Source organism: Streptomyces amakusaensis, from assembly GCF_039532665.1.
GTDB lineage: Bacteria > Actinomycetota > Actinomycetes > Streptomycetales > Streptomycetaceae > Streptomyces > Streptomyces amakusaensis.
In genome coordinates this window covers 203,247-220,613 of sequence record NZ_BAAASB010000003.1, presented here as the reverse complement: position 1 = coordinate 220,613, position 17,367 = coordinate 203,247, and the positions used below count along the sequence as shown (strand labels likewise).

At 72.6% G+C, this 17,367-nt stretch carries 14 protein-coding genes; 7 read left to right on the top strand and 7 right to left on the bottom strand.

The features are described from left to right. Positions 1–185: 185 nt before the first annotated feature. Both ABD371_RS06125 and pepN read right to left on the bottom strand, forming a co-directional pair. On the bottom strand, positions 186–1,184 hold the full coding sequence (locus ABD371_RS06125; protein WP_344473556.1) for a hypothetical protein: 999 nt from the start codon (positions 1,182–1,184) through the stop codon (positions 186–188). Between the two features lie 277 nt (positions 1,185–1,461). Further along, positions 1,462–4,044, bottom strand: coding sequence for an aminopeptidase N (gene pepN / locus ABD371_RS06120; protein WP_344473554.1), 2,583 nt, complete (start codon positions 4,042–4,044; stop codon positions 1,462–1,464). A gap of 244 nt (positions 4,045–4,288) precedes the next feature. Here pepN and ABD371_RS06115 point away from each other — a divergent pair, with 244 nt between their 5' ends. Next, entirely contained in the window at positions 4,289–4,930 is a 642-nt protein-coding gene (locus ABD371_RS06115) for a mycothiol-dependent nitroreductase Rv2466c family protein (protein ID WP_344473552.1), read from the top strand. Positions 4,931–5,099: 169 nt separating this feature from the next. On the opposite strand, the gene ABD371_RS06110 is transcribed toward ABD371_RS06115, so the two are convergent. The 3 genes from ABD371_RS06110 to ABD371_RS06100 form a co-directional block, all read right to left on the bottom strand. Further along, on the bottom strand, positions 5,100–5,735 hold the full coding sequence (locus ABD371_RS06110) for a superoxide dismutase (protein WP_344473550.1): 636 nt from the start codon (positions 5,733–5,735) through the stop codon (positions 5,100–5,102). Positions 5,736–5,887: 152 nt separating this feature from the next. Then, positions 5,888–7,321, bottom strand: coding sequence for an FGGY family carbohydrate kinase (locus tag ABD371_RS06105; protein WP_344473547.1), 1,434 nt, complete (start codon positions 7,319–7,321; stop codon positions 5,888–5,890). 78 nt (positions 7,322–7,399) lie between these two features. After that, positions 7,400–8,413, bottom strand: a complete 1,014-nt coding sequence (locus ABD371_RS06100; protein ID WP_344473545.1) for a 2-hydroxyacid dehydrogenase — start codon at positions 8,411–8,413, stop codon at positions 7,400–7,402. Between the two features lie 301 nt (positions 8,414–8,714). Here ABD371_RS06100 and ABD371_RS06095 point away from each other — a divergent pair, with 301 nt between their 5' ends. Beyond that, positions 8,715–10,091 carry an FGGY-family carbohydrate kinase gene (locus tag ABD371_RS06095; protein WP_344473544.1) on the top strand — a complete coding sequence of 459 codons (1,377 nt, stop codon included), beginning with the start codon at positions 8,715–8,717 and terminating at the stop codon, positions 10,089–10,091. Beyond that, entirely contained in the window at positions 10,088–10,699 is a 612-nt protein-coding gene (locus ABD371_RS06090; protein ID WP_344473543.1) for a histidine phosphatase family protein, read from the top strand. Before ABD371_RS06095 ends, ABD371_RS06090 begins: the two co-directional genes overlap by 4 nt. Positions 10,700–10,722: 23 nt before the next feature. Here the strand turns inward: ABD371_RS06090 and ABD371_RS06085 are convergent, their stop codons facing one another. After that, positions 10,723–12,153, bottom strand: a complete 1,431-nt coding sequence (locus tag ABD371_RS06085; RefSeq protein ID WP_344473541.1) for an amino acid permease — start codon at positions 12,151–12,153, stop codon at positions 10,723–10,725. A 389-nt stretch (positions 12,154–12,542) separates the two neighbouring features. Here ABD371_RS06085 and ABD371_RS06080 point away from each other — a divergent pair, with 389 nt between their 5' ends. The 3 genes from ABD371_RS06080 to ABD371_RS06070 all read left to right on the top strand — a co-directional run bounded on the left by ABD371_RS06080 (position 12,543) and on the right by ABD371_RS06070 (position 14,752). Next, positions 12,543–13,127, top strand: coding sequence for a biotin transporter BioY (locus ABD371_RS06080; RefSeq protein WP_344473539.1), 585 nt, complete (start codon positions 12,543–12,545; stop codon positions 13,125–13,127). 127 nt (positions 13,128–13,254) lie between these two features. Next, positions 13,255–13,740: a ribose-5-phosphate isomerase gene (locus ABD371_RS06075; protein WP_344473537.1), complete on the top strand. Its 486-nt coding sequence runs from the start codon at positions 13,255–13,257 to the stop codon at positions 13,738–13,740. Positions 13,741–13,942: 202 nt separating this feature from the next. Further along, positions 13,943–14,752 carry an Fpg/Nei family DNA glycosylase gene (locus tag ABD371_RS06070; RefSeq protein WP_344473535.1) on the top strand — a complete coding sequence of 270 codons (810 nt, stop codon included), beginning with the start codon at positions 13,943–13,945 and terminating at the stop codon, positions 14,750–14,752. 16 nt (positions 14,753–14,768) lie between these two features. On the opposite strand, the gene ABD371_RS06065 is transcribed toward ABD371_RS06070, so the two are convergent. Next, positions 14,769–15,998 carry a GNAT family N-acetyltransferase gene (locus tag ABD371_RS06065; protein WP_344473533.1) on the bottom strand — a complete coding sequence of 410 codons (1,230 nt, stop codon included), beginning with the start codon at positions 15,996–15,998 and terminating at the stop codon, positions 14,769–14,771. A 220-nt stretch (positions 15,999–16,218) separates the two neighbouring features. Between ABD371_RS06065 and ABD371_RS06060 the strand changes: the two genes are divergently transcribed. Beyond that, positions 16,219–17,364 carry a SpoIIE family protein phosphatase gene (locus ABD371_RS06060; RefSeq protein ID WP_344473531.1) on the top strand — a complete coding sequence of 382 codons (1,146 nt, stop codon included), beginning with the start codon at positions 16,219–16,221 and terminating at the stop codon, positions 17,362–17,364. Positions 17,365–17,367 lie beyond the last annotated feature (3 nt).

Genomic DNA, 17,367 nt, shown 5'->3' with positions numbered 1-17,367 from the left:
TGGCGGTAATCAGTCAGTCCGGATTTCGGTGCCGGATGACCGCTCAGCCTCTCTTATGGGACCGGGTTTTGTGGAGAGCTGACGGATGTCTGATGTGGTCATGGCATAGATCCGCCACTGTGCAGGACCTGCCACAGAGAGTAAACGGGGACCTATCGGATGATTCCTTCTCGCCCGGGTCCTGTTCAGCGCGGCAGCACCACCACATACGCGGCGGGCTCCCGGTCGCAGGCGGCGGTCAGCGCGGTGCGTACGACCATCGCCTGCTGCTCGGGCGACTCCCGCAGCCGGTGCGGGGTGAGATGGACGACGGTGATTCCCAGCCGCTCCAGATGCTCGCGCTTACGGGCGTGCTCCGACCAGCCGGCGTCCTTGTCGCGGCGCGGGGCCCGGGTGTTCAGCTCGACCGCCACGGCGTGGTCGGGCCAGTAGGCGTCCACCCCGCCCAGCCGGGGGCCGCCGGGGATCCGCAGCTCCACATTCCACACCGGGTCGGGCAGCCCGTACTCGCGCACCAGCGTGTACAGCCGCTCCTCGGCGAGCGCGCGCCCCTCGGCGAGCAGCCGGTCGACCGCGTCCACCACATGGGGGCGGTCCAGCAGCCGCGCCCGGTTCAGTTCGGCGACGACCGCGCCGGGCTCGCAGTGACCGCGCCGGACCGCCTCGGTGAGCAGCGCGCGCACCGCGCCCGGGTCGGTGAGCCGCTCCACGGCGTCGGCGACGGCGCGCTCGACGGGGGCGACGGGCAGCCCGGTGACCTCCACCGGCTCCGGCATCTCCTGCGCCCGGACGATCCGGGCGCAGCCGGTGGACCGCAGCCGGCGGGTCCGGTCCACCAGGACGTCGATGTGCTCCAGGTCGAGCAGCGGGGGCGCGGCGGCGAACTGGTGGAGCGCCAGGGCGGCGAGGCCGGTGATCATCGCCGTGCCGTACGGGGGAGCGGTGCCGCCCTGCGAGGGAACCGCGGGCCGTCCGGCGTAGAGCAGCACCCCGTGCAGCCGCTCCTGGCTGGTGGCCGCCGAGCGGTGGAGCAGATAGACCCCGGGGAGCAGGGCCTGCCAGGGGCCGCCGGGCCGGACGCGGGCGGCGGCCTGGGCGGGGGTGAAGCCGTGCGCCCGGAGCTGTCCGGCGGAGAGCACACGGGGGAGGGCGACGGGGGCGGGGGCGCGGGTGTCGTGTCTCATGCACGGGGCATGCCCACGGCTCGCCGTACCGCTAACCTCCGTGACGAAGCTGTCGAGTGACTGGGACGCGCCCGCCCTCAACTCCCTTGGAATACGGGCCTCTCGGGCTCCGAAACCTTCTGGCGCGGATACGTCCGCCCGGGTGGCGCGCCCCGCTGAAACATCCCGCGGCCACTTTCGCGCGGCCTGTTTCCGGGCGCCCGTCCGCCCCGCCCGTGCCCGTCCCCGGACCTGCCGCCGGGGCGGGGGTCACGTCCCCCGCCCCGGCGCACGCGGGTCAGCGGGCCGAGGCCGCCTCGGCGTCCCGCGCCTGCCCGCGCAGCCCGCGCGCGAGGTCGTCACGGGCCTCCAGCACCAGCCGGCGCAGCGCGGGCGCGGCCGACTCGTGCGCGGTCAGCCAGGCGTCCGCCGCCGTCAGCGCGGGCTCCCCCTGGTACATGGGGAAGAGGCCGGAGACCACGTCCATGCCGATCTGGATGGACCGCTCCGCCCAGACCCGCTCGATCGCGGCGAAGAACCGGTCGGTGTACGGGGCGAGCAGCTCCCGCTGGCCCGACTTCGCGAACCCGGCGATCGTCGCGCCCGCCAGCGCGTTGGAGAGCGTGTCCGACTCCACCACCTGCGTCCAGGCCTCTTCCTTGACGGCGGCCGAGGGCCGGGCCGCCAGGCAGCGGAGCTGGTGGCGGCGGCCCGACGCGGTGTCGTCCCGGGAGAGTTCCGCCGCGATCGCCCGCTCGTCGGCGAGCCCGTGCGAGGCGAGCGGCTCCAGGAAGGCCCAGCGCAGCTCCTGGTCCACCTCCAGGCCGTCGATCCGCGCGGTGCCCGCCAGCAGTCCTTCGAGCAGTTGCAGATCGGCGGCCGATTCGGCGGCGGAGGCGAAGAACCGCGCCCAGGTCAGCTGGTGCTGACTGGCCGGCTCGGCCAGTCGCAGCTCCCGCAGCGCGCCCTCGGCGAGCAGCCGCCCGCCCTCCTCGCGCCACTGGGGGGCCGCGTAGTGGGTCAGCGCCGAGTGGGTCCAGGCGTGCAGCATCTGGAGGACGCCGATGTCGCTCTCGCGCCCGGAGAACCGGAGGACCAGGTCGACGAAGTCGCGGGCGGGCATCAGCGCGTCCCGTGTCATGTTCCACAGCGCCGACCAGGCGAGCGCGCGCGCCAGCGGGTCGGTGATGTTCCCCAGCGAACTCCGCAGGGCGGCCAGCGAGGTCTCGTCGAAACGGATCTTGCAGTAGGTCAGATCGTCGTCGTTGACCAGCACCAGCTCGGGCCGCTCGGCCCCGATCAGCTCCTGGACGTCGGTCCGCGCGCCGGTGACGTCGACCTCGGCCCTCGCGTACCGCACCAGCTCCGTGCCCTCGTGCCGGTAGAGCCCGACGGCCACCCGGTGCGGACGCGGCTCGTCCCCGTCCTGGACGACGGCCAGTTCGGTGATCCGGCCGCCCGCGTCGCAGGTCACCACCGGGGTCAGCGAATTGACGCCGGCCGTCTGGAGCCAGGAGCGCGACCAGGCGGCCATGTCCCGGCCGGAGGTCTCCTCCAGCACCGACAGCAGATCGCCGAGGCGGGTGTTCCCGTACGCGTGCCGCTTGAAGTACCGGCGCGCGCCCTCCAGGAAGGCCTCCTCGCCGACATAGGCGACCAGCTGCTTGAGCACGCTGGCGCCCTTGGCGTAGGTGATGCCGTCGAAGTTCAGCTTGGCGTCCTCCAGGTCACGGATGTCGGCCGTGACGGGGTGGGTGGAGGGCAGCTGGTCGGCGCGGTACGCCCAGGCCTTGCGGTTGTTGGCGAAGGTGACCCAGCCGTTGGTGAAGCGGGTCGCGCCGACCATCGAGTACGAGCCCATGAAGTCGGCGAAGGACTCCTTCAGCCAGAGGTCGTCCCACCAGACCATGGTCACGAGGTCGCCGAACCACATGTGCGCCATCTCGTGCAGGATGACGTTGGCCCGGCGCTCGTAGGACGCCTGGGTCACCTTGCCCCGGAAGACGAACTCCTCGCGGAAGGTGACGCAGCCCGGGTTCTCCATGGCCCCGATGTTGTACTCGGGGACAAACGCCTGGTCGTACTTGCCGAAGGGGTACGGGTAGTCGAAGCGGTCGTGGAAGAAGTCCAGGCCCTGCTTGGTGACGAGGAAGATGTCGTCGGCGTCGAAGTGCTTGGCGAGCCCCTTGCGGCACATCGCGCCGAGCGGGATCTCCAGCACCGTGGAGTCCTCGAAGGTCCGCCGGTAGACATCCGTCTCATAGTGGTACGGACCGGCCACGACGGCGGTGATGTACGTGGAGATCGGCTGGGTCTCGGCGAATCGCCAGACCCCGTCGGCCTCCCGCTCGCCCGCGCTGTTGCTCCAGACGGTCCACTCCTCGGGGGCGGTCACCGAGAAACGGAAGGGAGCCTTCAGGTCGGGCTGCTCGAAGTTGGCGAAGACCCGGCGGGCGTCGGCCGGCTCGTACTGCGTATAGAGGTAGACCTCGCCGTCCTCCGGGTCCACGAACCGGTGCAGCCCCTCGCCGGTGCGGCTGTAGGCGCACTGCGCGTCCACGACCAGCACATTGGACTCGGCGAGCGAGGGCAGGGCGATCCGGGTGCCGTCGAAGACCTCCGCCGGGTCCAGCTCCGTGCCGTTCAGCGTCACCGAGGTGACCTCGGGGGCGAGCAGATCGGCGAAGGACGGGGCCCCGGGGCTCGCGCAGCGGAACCGGAGCGTGGTCACCGAGCGGAAGGTGCGGGGACCGGAGCCCGCCGCGTCCCGAGGGTCGTCCCCGACGGCGGAGCGCAGATCGAGATGGACCTCGTACCCGTCGACGGACAGCAGTTCCGCCCGCTGGCGGGCCTCGTCGCGGGACAGATTCTCACCGGGCACGGGAGCACTCCTTCAGATCTCTTCGATGGACGCGGTTCTCCGGCAGGGCGGGCGTGCGATCGAACGAACGCCCGAACGCGGTGGTCGGCACAGCGCCGGGGACAGCGACAAACGCCCCGATACTCCCATGCGCGTCCGCTCACCGGTATCCCGGGAATCGGATCCCGACCGGCGGCGTTGCCCCGATGAGGCCCGGAGCGCGTTCCGGCGACGCACTCCGTCGACATTCCCGATGAGGAGAGAGATGTCCGACAACGGCAAGACTCCGGTGGACTTCTGGTTCGACCCCCTGTGCCCCTGGGCCTGGATGACCTCCCGCTGGGTGCTGGAGGTGGAGAAGGTCCGCGACATCGAGGTCAGCTGGCACGTGATGAGCCTCGCCGTGCTCAACGAGGGCCGGGAGGACGAGCTTCCCGAGCAGTACCGCGACAGCCTGAAGCGGGCCTGGGGCCCGGTCCGGGTCGCCGTCGCCGCCGCCGAGCAGCACGGCGCCCAGGTTCTCGGCCCGCTGTACACCGCGCTGGGCACCCGCTTCCACAACAAGGGCGAGGGGCCCACCCCCGAGGCGGTCGCCGGCGCGCTGGCCGACGCGGGCCTGCCCGCCTCGCTCATCGAGTACATGGAGCGGGGTGACTACGACACCGAGGTGCGCGCCTCCCACAAGGAGGGCATCGACAAGGTCGGCCAGGACGTCGGCACCCCGGTCATCGCGGTCCCCGGCGCGGACGGCGAGCAGATCGCCTTCTTCGGCCCGGTGGTGACCCCCACCCCGAAGGGCGAGGAGGCCGCCAAGCTGTGGGACGGCACCCTGCTGGTGGCCTCGGTCCCCGGATTCTTCGAGCTCAAGCGCACCCGTACCGCCGACCCCGACTTCTCCAACCTCTAACCCTTAAGCCCCAAAAGGCCTGAAACGGGAAGAACCCCCACGAGTCACATCCTCGTGGGGGTTCTTCCGTTCATCCGTCCGCACGTGAAGGCTGAGAAGACGATCACGAGCAGGACGCGGGGGGACGAGCGGGCCGCGCCCCGGTGTTCCGGGGACGCGGCCCGGCGCGTCACGGCGCGATGAGCGGGGTGCGCTCCTTGGCCTCGGCGTAGCGCTTGGCGACGTCCTGCCAGTTCACGACCTGCCACATGGCGTCGATGAAGTCGACCTTCTGGTTCTTGTACTGAAGGTAGAAGGCGTGCTCCCAGGCGTCGAAGACCAGGATCGGCACCGAGCCCTGGCCGACATTGCCCTGGTGGTCGTAGACCTGCTCCACGATCAGACGGCGGCTGACCGGCTCGTACGCCAGTACGCCCCAGCCCGAGCCCTGAGTCGTCGCGGACGCCTTGGTCAGCTGTGCCTTGAACTTGGCGAAGGAGCCGAAGGACTCGGCGATCGCGTCCGCCAGCTCTCCGACACCGTCCTTGTCCAGCGGCTCGCCGCCGCCGTCACCGGTCATGTTGTGCCAGTAGATGCTGTGGAGGATGTGGCCCGAGAGATGGAACGCGAGGTTCTTCTCCAGACCGTTGATCGCTCCCCACTGGTCCTTGTCCCTGGCTTCCGCGAGCTGCTCAAGCGTGTCGTTCGCGCCCTTGACGTAAGCGGCGTGGTGCTTGTCGTGGTGCAGCTCGATGATCTGCGGGTTGATGACCGGTTCGAGTTCGGCGTAGTCGTACGGCAGATCAGGAAGCGTGTAGATGGCCATGGTTGTCCGGTCCCTCCGACTGCTTATTGCGCATCCTATGCATCTGCACGTTAGCAGCAGAAGATGCCGGAGAGTGATCAGGCCTTGGTCCTAGGTCCCGCGCCGCCCGCGCCCGTTCGCAGGCCCTAGGCGTTCCGTCCGGGGCGGCCGGGTCAGACCGCGCGGGCCCGCGCACGGGCCGCCGCGAGGCGTTCGAGATGGTCGTCGTAGGCCTTGGCGTAGAAGTCCGCGCGCACCGGATCGGGCTCCACCACCGCCGTCGGAGCCGTCCATCCGGCGGTGTCCAGCCCCACCCCGTACCGCTCGGCCGCCGCCAGCACCGCGCCCCGCGCGCCCACCTCGCCCTCCACGATCCGCAGCGGACGGCCCAGCACATCGGCGAACAGCCGGGTCCACGCGGGCGAGCGGGTGCCGCCGCCGCAGATCGCGAGCGTTCCCGACAGGCCCGCCGCCGACAGACAGTGACGGGCGGCGAAGGCGATGCCCTCGCAGGTCGCGCGGATCAGATCGGCCTTGGAGGACTCCAGCGACACCCCGGTCAGCTCGGCGCGCAGCCGGGGCTCGACGAACGGCGCCCGCTCGCCCGAGGGCGCGAAGTACGGCAGCACCCGCACCCCGTGCGCACCGGGCGGGGTGGCGTCCAGCAGCCCGTCGACCTCCGTGTGCGGCACCCCGGTGGTCGCCAGCACCCAGTCCAGGGCCGCCGTCCCCACCATCGCGGGCATCGCCCTCAGCCAGTGCCCGGCCCGGTCGGTGGAGATGTGCAGCCCGGCCGGTTCGCCGTCCAGGGCGAGCGCGTCGACGGCGACCAGCGCCGCCAGACACGTCCCCACGATCAGCAGCCCGTCGCCCGCCGCGGTGACCCCCGCGCCCAGCGCGCAGGCGGGCAGATCGTACGGCCCGTTCGCGATCCGCGCCCCGCGCGCGCCCGTGCCCCGGGCCGTCACCTCCGCGACCGCGACCGGATCGCTGATCCCCGGCAGCAGCCCGCGCCGCCGCGCGAGCCCCAGCGACTCCAGCACCTCGTCCGCGTACGCCCGCTCCCGGGGATCCAGGAACGGCATGGAGGCGTCCGACACATCCGTCGCCCGCACCCCGGTCAGCCGCTGGAAGACCATGTCCTTGCAGTAGACCGCCGACGCCGCCGCGTCCAGGGCGGCGGGCTCATGACGGTCCAGCCAGGCCAGCACCGGACCCGGACAGCCGGGGAACATCGCGCTCCCGGTGCGCCGGAACACCGACTCCACCACCCCCGAGGAGTGCCAGGCGTCGAGCAGCTCGTGCGCCCGCCCGTCCATCCAGGAGATCGCGGACCGCACCGGACGGCCCTCGCCGTCCACCAGCCAGACGCCGTCGCCCTGCCCGGTCAGACCGATCAGCGCGACGGGCCCGCCGACCGCCCCGGTCAGCGCGGAGAGCACCTCGACCACCGCGCCGAACACCTCGTCCATGTCCTGCTCGGCACGGCCGTCGTGAAGATCGAGGGAGACCGGCCGCGACTCGACCCGCAGGGTGTGCCCCCGCTCGTCGAAGGCCGCCGCCTTGACCATCGACGTGCCCGCGTCGATCCCGATGTATGTCGTCAATGTCAGCACACTCCTCACTGCCCCGTGCGTACGGGAAACCGGGCCGGGAAGCCGGGCCGGGACCCGGCGGGAAACGGCTCAGGACAGGGCGTGCGCCAGGGGCTCGCCCCGGACCAGCCGGCCCACCTCGGCCGCCGCGATCTCCGCCGCCTTGCGCGCCACCGCCCGGCTCGCGCCCGCCACATGCGGCGTCAGCACCACGTTCGGCGTGGACCGCAGCCGCGAGGAGACCGGCAGCGGCTCCTGCTCGTAGGTGTCCAGCGCCGCCGCCGCCAGCCGTCCCGTCTCCAGCGCGTCGCACAGCGCCCCGGTGTCCAGCAGTGCGCCGCGCGCCGCGTTCACCACCACCGAGCCGTGCGGCAGCAGCGCCAGTTCACGCGCGCCGATCAGCCCCCGGGTCTCCGGCGTCAGCCGGGCGTGCAGACTCAGCACCCGGGAGCGGGTCAGCAGCGCCTCCAGCGAGCGCGCCCGCACCCCGAGCACATCGCCGCGCACATACGGGTCGTACACCTCCACCTCGGCCCCGAAGGCGGTCAGCACCCGGGCCACCCGGCTGCCCACCGCGCCGTAGCCCACCAGCCCCACCGGGGTGTCCTCCAGTTCGAGACCGCTCCGCTCGTACGTGTAGAAGGAGCCGTCCCAGTCGCCCTCCAGGGCGAGCGACTGATGCGCCGAGGGGATGCGGCGCAGCGCGCACAGCATCAGCCCGATCGTGAACTCCGCCGTCGACGCCGCGTTCCGCCCCGGCGCGAAACACACCCGCACCCCGCGCTCGGCCGCCGCCGCCGCGTTGACGTTGACCGGCCCGCCCCGGCACACCGCGATCATCCGCAGCGAGGGCGCGGCCGACAGCACCCGCTCCGTGAACGGGGCCATCTGGGTGACGCAGACCTCCACCCCGTCCAGCGCCTTGATCAGCTCGTCCTCGGCGTCGCTCGCCTCCGCCACCTCCGCCACCGGCCCGAACGGCTCCAGCGGCCACGGCAGGGTCAGCTCGGCCAGCTCGTACGGGGTGTCGCCGAGATGGCGGCGCAGCGCCCCGGCGATCAGATCGTTGCGGACGAAGTGGTCACCGGCAGCCAGGACTCTCATGCAGTTCCTCCGCGTCGTCGTCAACCCGGCCCGGGGCCGGTACGAGGCCGCCCGCCGGCCACCGCCAACCCCTGCCGGACACCGCCAGCGGATCGTAGTCCCCGCCGGGCCCACTCGGGCGGACGGCGCGCACGGCCGGTTCCGGTACGGTGACGCCGCCGGAACCGGGAGGGCCCGTCGCATCGCAACAGAGCTTGGAACCAGCGCCGGAGGCCGTCAATCCTCCGCGCACGGGTTTCTCCCGGCGGAGGATGAGAACGCATCGGAAGAGACCGGGACCCGACGAGCCGCGGGAGACGCCATGTGGATGGGGATCGATCTGGGCACCCAGAGCGTCCGCGCCGTGCTCGCCGACGACGACGGCGAGATCCTCGGCAGCGGCTCCGCGCCGCTGACCGGCCGCCGCGAGGGCCCGCTCCACGAACAGCTCCCCGGCGACTGGTGGACGGCCACCGCCGCCGCGGTCCGCTCCGCGCTGAGCGGCGGCCACCGCCCGCGCGCGCTCGCGATCTGCTCCACCTCCGGCACCGTGCTGCTCGCCGACGGCCGGGGCCGGGCGCTCACCCCCGCCGTGATGTACGACGACGGCCGCGCCCCCGGCCGGGGCCCGGGCCGCGCCCGGCTCCTCCTCGACGCGTACGGCCCCGGGCACATCGCCCACCAGGCGGACCACATCGCGGCCCGGCTGGCGGGCCGCCGGCTCCCCACCGACTCCAGCCACGCGCTCAAGACCGGCTACGACCCCGAGCGCGAGGTCTTCGACGCCCCCGGGGTGCCGGTGCTGCCCGAGGTGGTGCGGCCCGGCACCCTCGTCGGCGAGGTCGGCCGGGAGGCCGAGGCCGCCACCGGAATCCCCGCCGGCACCGCGATCGTGGCCGGGATGACCGACGGCTGCGCGGCGCAGATCGCCTCCGGCTCGCTCTCGGTGGGCTCCTGGAACTCGGTCCTCGGCACCACCCTCGTCCTCAAGGGGGTCACCGCCGAGCCCCTGCGCGACCCCTCCGGAGTGGTCTACAGCCACCGCTCCCCGGACGGCGGCTGGCTCCCCGGCGGCGCGTCCAACGTCGGCGGCGGCGCGCTGCGCACGGCCTTCCCGGGCGCCGATCCGGCCGCGCTCGACGCCCTCGCCCGCGCCCATGAACCGGCCGGCCCGATCGCCTATCCGCTGGGCGCGCGCGGCGAGCGCTTCCCCTTCCGCGCCCCGGACGCCACCGCGTTCCTGCTCGGCGAGCCCGCCTCCGAGGCCGAGCACTGGGCCGCCCTCCTCCAGGGCGTGGCCCTGGCCGAACGGCTCTGCCTGGACTATCTGGACCTCCTCGGGGCCCCCGTCGACGGCCCCCTCGCCTTCACCGGCGGCGCGGCCCGCAGCGCCCACTGGACCGGGCTGCGCGCCCGGGTCCTGGGCCGCGAGGTGCGCGTCCCGCTCTCCAGCGAGCCCGCCGTGGGGATGGCGGTCCTGGCGGCGTACGGGGCGGGCGCGGCGGGGTACGGGAGGGACGCGGCCACCCTCGCCGGGACGGCCGCGCGGATGGTCCGGCCGGGGACGAGGGTCGAGGGGGCGGGACCGGACCGGTTCGCCGGCCCCTATCTCACCCTCGTGGACGAACTCGAACGCCGCGGCTGGCTTCCGCCACAGGTCGCGTCGCACGCACACACCCGTACGGAGAGGCGAGAATGAGCGCGACACTGCTGCTGGCCCGCCACGGCCAGACCGTCTGGCACGCGGAGAACCGCTACGCCGGGGTGAGCGATGTCGCGCTCACCGACGAGGGACGCCGCCAGGCCGCACGGCTGGGCCGGTGGGCGGCCCGGAATCCGGTGGACGCGATCTGGACCTCCCCGCTCTCCCGCGCGATCGAGACGGCCGCCCCGGCCTGCGAGGCGCTCGGGCTCACCCCGCACCGCGAGCCCGGGCTGCGCGAGTGCGACTTCGGGGTGGTGGAGGGGCGCACCCTGGCCGAGTTCCGCCTGGAGCGCCCCGGGGCCGCGCGCGACTTCACCGAGGACCCGGTCGCGCACCCCTTCCCCGGGGCGGAGGACCCGAGGGCCGCCGCCGGGCGGGCGACCCGGGCCCTGCGCCGGGCCGCCGGGGCCCATGAGGGCGGGCGGGTCCTGGTGGTCGCGCACAACACCCTGCTGCGGCTGGCCCTGTGCGAGCTGCTCTCCATCCCGCTGGGCGAGTACCGCCGGGTCTTCCCCCGGCTGGGCAACGCGGCGGTCACCGAGCTGAGGCTCGGCCACGGCACCGCGTCGCTCCTCGCCCTCAACCTCCCCGCGGACGGCTGAGAGCGCCCCGGTCCGCCCCTGGTTCAGTCCTCGCGCCGGGCGGCGGACCGCTGGAGCCAGAACCCGGTCAGCGCCAGGGCCAGCGTCAGCAGCCCGGTGTAGTAGAGCTGGGTCCGGGTCTCCGCCTCCCGCGCCATCAGCGCGAAGACGGTCGCCATCCCGGCGAGCGCCACCCAGGTCAGCCCCGGGTACCACCACATCCGCACCACCAGCCGCGCCGGGTCCTCCCGCTCGGTGCGCCGCCGCAGGATCAGCTGCGAGACGCCCACGAAGAACCACACCACCAGGGTGATCGCGCCGATCATGTTCAGCAGCCACATGAAGACGTCGTCCGGCCGCCAGTAGCTGAGCAGCACACAGACGAATCCGAAGCCGGACGACATCACGACCGCCGCCCTCGGCACCCCCCGGCGGAGGCGTCCCAGCACCTTGGGTCCCTGCCCGCGCTCCACCAGGGAGCGGAGTATTCGCGAGGACGAGTAGATGTTCGCGTTCATCGCGGACAGCAGCGCGATCAGGATGACGACGTTCATGATCTCGCCGGCCGCCGGGATCCCCAGATGGTCGAGGGTGGCGACGTACGGCCCCTGCTGGGCCACCGTCGGGTGGTCCCACGGGACCAGGGTGACGACGACCGCCATGGAACCGACGTAGAAGATCGCGATACGCCACATGGCGGTGCGCACCGCCCGTGCGACGCCCTGGACCGGCTGCTCGGACTCGGCCGCCGCGATGGTGACCGTCTCCAGGCCGCCGTAGGCGAAGACCGAGGCCAGCAGGCCAAAGACCAGCCCCTCGGTCCCATTGGGCAGGAAGCCCTCCCCGCCGGTCAGATTCGAGGTCCCCGGAGAGTCGCCGCCGCCCGGCAGCAGACCGGCGATCGCGAGGACGCCGATCCCGAGGAAGAGCACGATCGCGCCGACCTTGAGCGCCGCGAACCAGAACTCGAACTCGCCGAAGTTCTTCACCCGGGTGAAGTTCGCGAGACAGAAGGCCACGGTGAAGAGGGCCACCCAGGCCCACTCGGGGGTGCCCGGCAGCCAGCCGGCCATGATCTTCGCCGCGCCGATGCCCTCCAGGCCGACGACCACGCAGAGCAGGAACCAGTAGAGCCAGCCGGAGGTGAATCCGGCCCAGGGGCCGATGGCCCGCTCGGCGTGGACGGAGAAGCTGCCGGAGGAGGGGTACGCCGCCGACAGCTCGCCGAGCATCCGCATCACCAGCATGACGAGCAGCCCGGAGAGGGCGTACGCGACGATGATCGAAGGGCCTGCCTTGGCGATGCCCGCGCCGGATCCGACGAAGAGGCCCGCGCCGATGACGCCGCCGAGGGCGATCATCGAGAGATGGCGCTGTTTCAGGCCGTTGCCCAGCCCCCGGCCCCCGGGATCACCGTCGGCGGGCAGCCCGGAACCGGAGACGGCGGAGGTCTTGGACGCCGAGATCTTGGACATGGGTGTGTCCTGTTTCCGTAGCAGGGGGAGAGAGCGGACTCACAAGTGAGCACGGGTGCCGATCACAGGGCAACGCATCTCCACCAAACGGCCACGATCGTCACCCAAAGTACACATGCGCGTACATGGCGCGGGCGACTTGCGTGCGCTCCGCGCTTTGGTAGAACCCTACAGTCCCATTCGTCCCCATCCTTGCGTCGAACCTGCCCCCGCCTCAGTGACGAGCATCACCCAGGGCGAGGCATGATCTCCGCGCTTTGTTTGATCTCCATGAAGGCGGCCCATCGCCCTTGTCGATGGCTGACGGTGAACCCCCGACCGGCCCTGGGCTACGGTCGCACTGATCCCCCGTAACCCCGCCACCCTCCCCTCGCCGCTGCGGAGTCCCGATGAGCACAGCCACTGCCACCTCCCGTCCGGGCGCGGTCCTCGCGGACCTGCTGCCCGCCTCCCGCACCCGGGAGATCGCCCTCGTCGTCGGCGGTGCGGCCCTCACCGGCCTCGCGGCCCAGATCGCCCTCCCGATCCCGGGCTCCCCGGTCCCCGTCTCCGGGCAGACCTTCGCCGCCCTGCTCGTCGGCACCGCCCTCGGCGCCCGGCGCGGCTTCCTCTCCCTCGGGCTCTACGCGATCGCGGGCATGGCGGGCATGCCGTGGTTCGCGGAGGGGCAGTCCGGCTGGTCCATGCCGTCCTTCGGGTACATCCTCGGCATGCTCCTCGCCTCCACGGTCGTCGGCGCACTGGCCCGCCGCGGCGCGGACCGCTCCGTACCGCGCATGGCGGGCGCGATGATCGTCGGCTCCGCGATCGTGTACGCGATCGGCGTCCCCTATCTGGCCCTCGCCACCGGGATGACCCTCTCCCAGGCGGTCGCGGCCGGCCTCACCCCCTTCCTGATCGGCGACGCGCTCAAGGCGGCCCTCGCGATGGGCGTGCTGCCCACCGCCTGGAAGCTGATCGGCCGCCGCGACTGACCCCGCCGACCCCGAAAGCCCCGGTCCAGCCCTTCGCGCGTACGGGCACAACCGGGGCTTTCGTCATGCCGCCGGCCGCCGACCCCGCTTGCGCCCACCCGGATCCGCGCGTGCCACACTCGGACCCATGCGCGTGTACCTCGGTTCCGACCATGCCGGATACGAACTCAAGAACCACCTCGTCGAGTGGCTCAAGGCCCAGGGCCACGACCCCGTCGACTGTGGTCCTCACATCTATGACGCACAGGACGACTACCCGCCCTTCTGCCTCCGCGCGGCCGAGCGGACCGCCGCCGACCCGGAGAGCCTCGGCATCGTGATCGGCGGCTCGGGCAACGGCGAGCAGATCGCCGCCAACAAGGTCAAGGGCGTCCGCGCGGCCCTGGCGTGGAGCGAGCAGACCGCCGCCCTCGGCCGCGAGCACAACAACGCCAACGTCATCGCCGTCGGCGGCCGCATGCACACGGTCGAGGAATCCACCAAGTTCATCGAGATCTTCCTCGCCACCCCCTACTCCGGCGAAGAGCGCCACACCCGCCGCATCGACATGCTCACCGCCTACGAGACCACCGGCACCCTTCCCCCCATCCCCCCTCACCACCCCCAGCCCTGACCCCTCCCGTCCTGTCGGCGGCCCCGCGACACCAGCGGGGCCGTCAATCCAAACGGGGGTCAGCACATTCGGCTCCGCCGGGCGATCGGGCCAAATTCAGCCCCTCCGGCGTTTGAGGAGCGGGGTTCGGGGCAGCGCCCCGACCGGGACCCGCACGGGCCGGGACCCGCACGAACCAGCACCCCGCAAACCTAGGACCCACGTGCCCGAAGGCCACACCCTCCACCGCCTCGCCTCCGACCACCGCACCCGCTTCCTCTCCCGCACCCTGCGCGTCACCAGCCCCCAGGGCAGATTCACCGCCTCCGCCGCCCTCCTCGACGGCCGGGTGATGACCGGTGCCGAGGCCCACGGCAAACACCTCTTCCTCGGCTTCGGCGAGAGGGGCTGGGTCCATGTACACCTGGGCCTCTTCGGCCGGTCCGACTTCGGCCCCGCCCCCGCCCCGCCGCCCGCCGACACCGTCCGGCTGCGCCTGGCCGCCCCCGAGGCCTACGCCGATCTGCGCGGCCCCACCACTTGCGCCCTGATCACCGACGGCGAGAAGGACGCGGTCCACGAGCGCCTCGGCCCCGACCCGCTGCGCGCGGCCGACGACCCGGACCGCGCCTGGGCCAGGATCTCCCGCTCCCGTACGACGATCGCCGCCCTGCTGATGGACCAGAAGATCATCGCCGGGGTGGGCAACGTCTACCGCGCGGAGGTCCTCTTCCGGCACGGCGTCGACCCCTACCGGGCCGGCCGGGACCTCGGCCGCGCGGAGTGGGACGCGATCTGGGCGGATCTGGTGGAGCTGATGCGCGAGGGGGTGCGGAACAACCGGATCGACACCGTCCGGCCGGAGCACACCCCCGAGGCGATGGGCCGCGCGCCGCGCGTGGACGACCACGGCGGCGAGGTCTACGTCTACCGCCGGGCCCGTATGCCCTGTCTGGTCTGCGGCGGCGAGATCCGCACCGAGGGCCTCGCCGCCCGCAATCTCTTCTGGTGCCCGGTCTGCCAGCCGCGCTGAGTGATCGGCCGGGGGATCAGAAGTTGTGCGGCCCCCACGGCGCGACATCGCTGCCGAACGCGAGCGAGGCCGCCGCCAGCGCCCCCGGCGACAGCTCCCGCACCCGGCCGGCGTCGGCCAGCCCGCGCAGCGGGAAGCCGCCCAGATAGACCGTGCCCAGCTCCCGTACGGAGAGCGCGAGATCGGCCCGGTCCGTCGTCCGCTCGCAGGACGCGCCGTCGGCGTCCCCGCTCAGCCGCCAGCGGCCCGCGTTCCAGGGACAGAAGGCGTCCTCGACCTCCAGCACCACGTCCACCGGGGCCCGGTAGGTCCGCGCCGCCAGGGCCGCGCCCACCTCCACCGGGCGGATGTACAGACCGTCCCACGACCGCAGGGCGCAGCGCCGGGGGTCCGAGACCAGATGCTGCCAGGGGTCGTCCACGGGCCTGCTGGACATGCTCACCGTCGAGGTGAGGTCGATCCCGAACAGGTACCGCATGAGCGCCGCGTGCCCCTGCGGCTCCACCGCCTGGAGATCCTGGAGGGCGACCGTGCCGTTCGGCCCGCTCTCCTCCCAGGAGGGTTTGACGCGGTAGAGCGCGTACCCGACGACCTCCCCGTCCCGCTCGGCGAGCACGCACTGCAAGGGGGAGGCGCCCGACCGGTCGGCGGGGGTGTCGAGGATCTGGAGCCGGTCCCACTCCGGCAGCCGGGCGATCAGCCCGGGACGGCCGGGGAGCTGCCGGGCGTAGACCGCCTCGATGTCCGCCAGCACCTCGTCCGGCTCCGCCTTCCGCAGCCGGATCGCGTCGGTGCCCTCGGGCACCGACAGCGTCACCCGTGCGGTGTCGATGTCGGCCCTGAGCTGCCTGCTCGCCGCCCCGTAGCCGAACCGGCCGTAGATCGCGGGCTCGGACGCCAGCAGCACGGCCAGCGGCTCGCCCCGCTCCCGTACGTCGTCGAGCTGGCTGCGCATCATCGCGGAAAGGATTCCGCGCCGCCGGTGCGTCGCGGCCACGCTCACCATCGAGACCCCGGCCGTCGGGGCGAGCGCCCCGCCGGGCACGCTCATCCGGAAGGAGAACGAGGCGGCGGTGGCCACGCACTCCGCGCCGTCCCAGACGCCGAGCGTCCGGTCGAACTCGGTGATCTCGCGGATCAGCTCGGTGTGCTCCGGGGCGGCGGCCACACCGCCGAAGGCCAGGACCACCTTCCCGTACCACTCGTCCCACTCGGAGGGTTCGACCACTCGTGGCTCAGTCTTCATGCCACCATCTCTACCAGGGGCGTTGCCCGGGCCGCGATCGAAATACGGCGGCCGGAGGAGTCGGCCGAAAGCTCCGCGCCGGACGGGACTCAGCGCGCGTAGAGCTGCTGTCATATGCCATGACTATCAAGCGTCAGCGTGCCGGAGTGACCCGATTTCCCCTGCAATGTCGCAGGGGTGCCCTGCACGGATGGCCGATGGATCGATAAGGTCACACGAAATGGCTCAAGGTGTCGGAGTGGATTCGTTCAGGGCCCGGTTGCGCAAGGCGGTGCACCGGGCTCGCATCGCGCTGCGCAAATCCGCCGTCGACTATTTCCGCGGCGACGGCTCCGACACGCTCGCCCTCTCCGGTCTGCTGCTGACCGTCCCGGCCCTCACCTGGGGCACCATCGAGATCCCCGAATGGATCTCGCCGGCCGCCCTCGTCCTGCCGATCGTGGCCGGCGCGCTGCTGCTGCGACCCGCGAGCCTGCTCGGGCTGTACGCGGCATGCGCGGCCGGTCTGATCGTGGAGACCTTCGTCCTCGGCCCCTACACCGACGGCCCGGCCAGGGTCACCCCCGGCACCGTCCTCGTGGTCGCCGCCGCCGGATTCTTCGGACTGCTGATCGCGCAGTTCCGGGCCCGCGTCGGCGTCCCCTGGCGGCGCGGCGGCACCATGCTCTTCGACCTGCGCGAACGCATCCGGGTCCAGAGCGCCCTGCCCCGGCTGCCCAAGGGCTGGCACCGGGAGATGGCGCTGCGCCCGGCCGGCGGCCAGTCCTTCTCCGGCGACTTCGTGGTCGCCGCCCGCACCAACGGGGGCCGCACCCTGGAGATCGTCCTCACCGACGTCTCCGGCAAGGGCATGGACGCCGCCTCCCGCGCGCTGCTGCTGTCCGGCGCGTTCGGCGGACTCCTCGGCTCGCTCCCGCCGCACAGCTTCCTGCACGCCGCCAACGGCTATCTGCTCCGCCAGGACTGGGACGAGGGCTTCGCCACCTCGATCCATCTCGTACTGGATCTGGAGTCCGGCGACTACGAACTCCTCTCGGCGGGCCACCTCCCCGCGCTCCAGCTGAGCGCGGGCACCGGCCGCTGGGAGGAGATGACCGGGGAGGGCCCCCTCCTGGGGGTGTACGACGGGGCCCAGTTCGACCCGGTCAAGGGCTCGCTGCGCCCCGGCGACGTGCTGATGCTCTTCACCGACGGTCTGGTGGAGTCCCCGGGCCGGGACCTCAGCGAGGGCATGGACCGGCTCACCGGCGAGGCCGACCGCTATGTCACGGCGGGCTTCGAGGGGGCCGCCTGGCATCTCATCGAGGCGGTCGCCAAGGACGTCAACGACGACCGCGCCCTGCTGATCCTCTGCCGGGAGCCATAGGCC

Coding starts and splice junctions, on each gene's coding strand:
- ABD371_RS06125 (WP_344473556.1), bottom strand. CDS start 1,184: ATGAGACACGACACCCGCGCCCCCGCCCCCGTCGCCCTCCCCCGTGTG.
- ABD371_RS06115 (WP_344473552.1), top strand. CDS start 4,289: ATGTCCGACAACGGCAAGACTCCGGTGGACTTCTGGTTCGACCCCCTG.
- ABD371_RS06110 (WP_344473550.1), bottom strand. CDS start 5,735: ATGGCCATCTACACGCTTCCTGATCTGCCGTACGACTACGCCGAACTC.
- ABD371_RS06100 (WP_344473545.1), bottom strand. CDS start 8,413: ATGAGAGTCCTGGCTGCCGGTGACCACTTCGTCCGCAACGATCTGATC.
- ABD371_RS06095 (WP_344473544.1), top strand. CDS start 8,715: ATGTGGATGGGGATCGATCTGGGCACCCAGAGCGTCCGCGCCGTGCTC.
- ABD371_RS06090 (WP_344473543.1), top strand. CDS start 10,088: ATGAGCGCGACACTGCTGCTGGCCCGCCACGGCCAGACCGTCTGGCAC.
- ABD371_RS06085 (WP_344473541.1), bottom strand. CDS start 12,153: ATGTCCAAGATCTCGGCGTCCAAGACCTCCGCCGTCTCCGGTTCCGGG.
- ABD371_RS06080 (WP_344473539.1), top strand. CDS start 12,543: ATGAGCACAGCCACTGCCACCTCCCGTCCGGGCGCGGTCCTCGCGGAC.
- ABD371_RS06075 (WP_344473537.1), top strand. CDS start 13,255: ATGCGCGTGTACCTCGGTTCCGACCATGCCGGATACGAACTCAAGAAC.
- ABD371_RS06065 (WP_344473533.1), bottom strand. CDS start 15,998: ATGAAGACTGAGCCACGAGTGGTCGAACCCTCCGAGTGGGACGAGTGG.
- ABD371_RS06060 (WP_344473531.1), top strand. CDS start 16,219: ATGGCTCAAGGTGTCGGAGTGGATTCGTTCAGGGCCCGGTTGCGCAAG.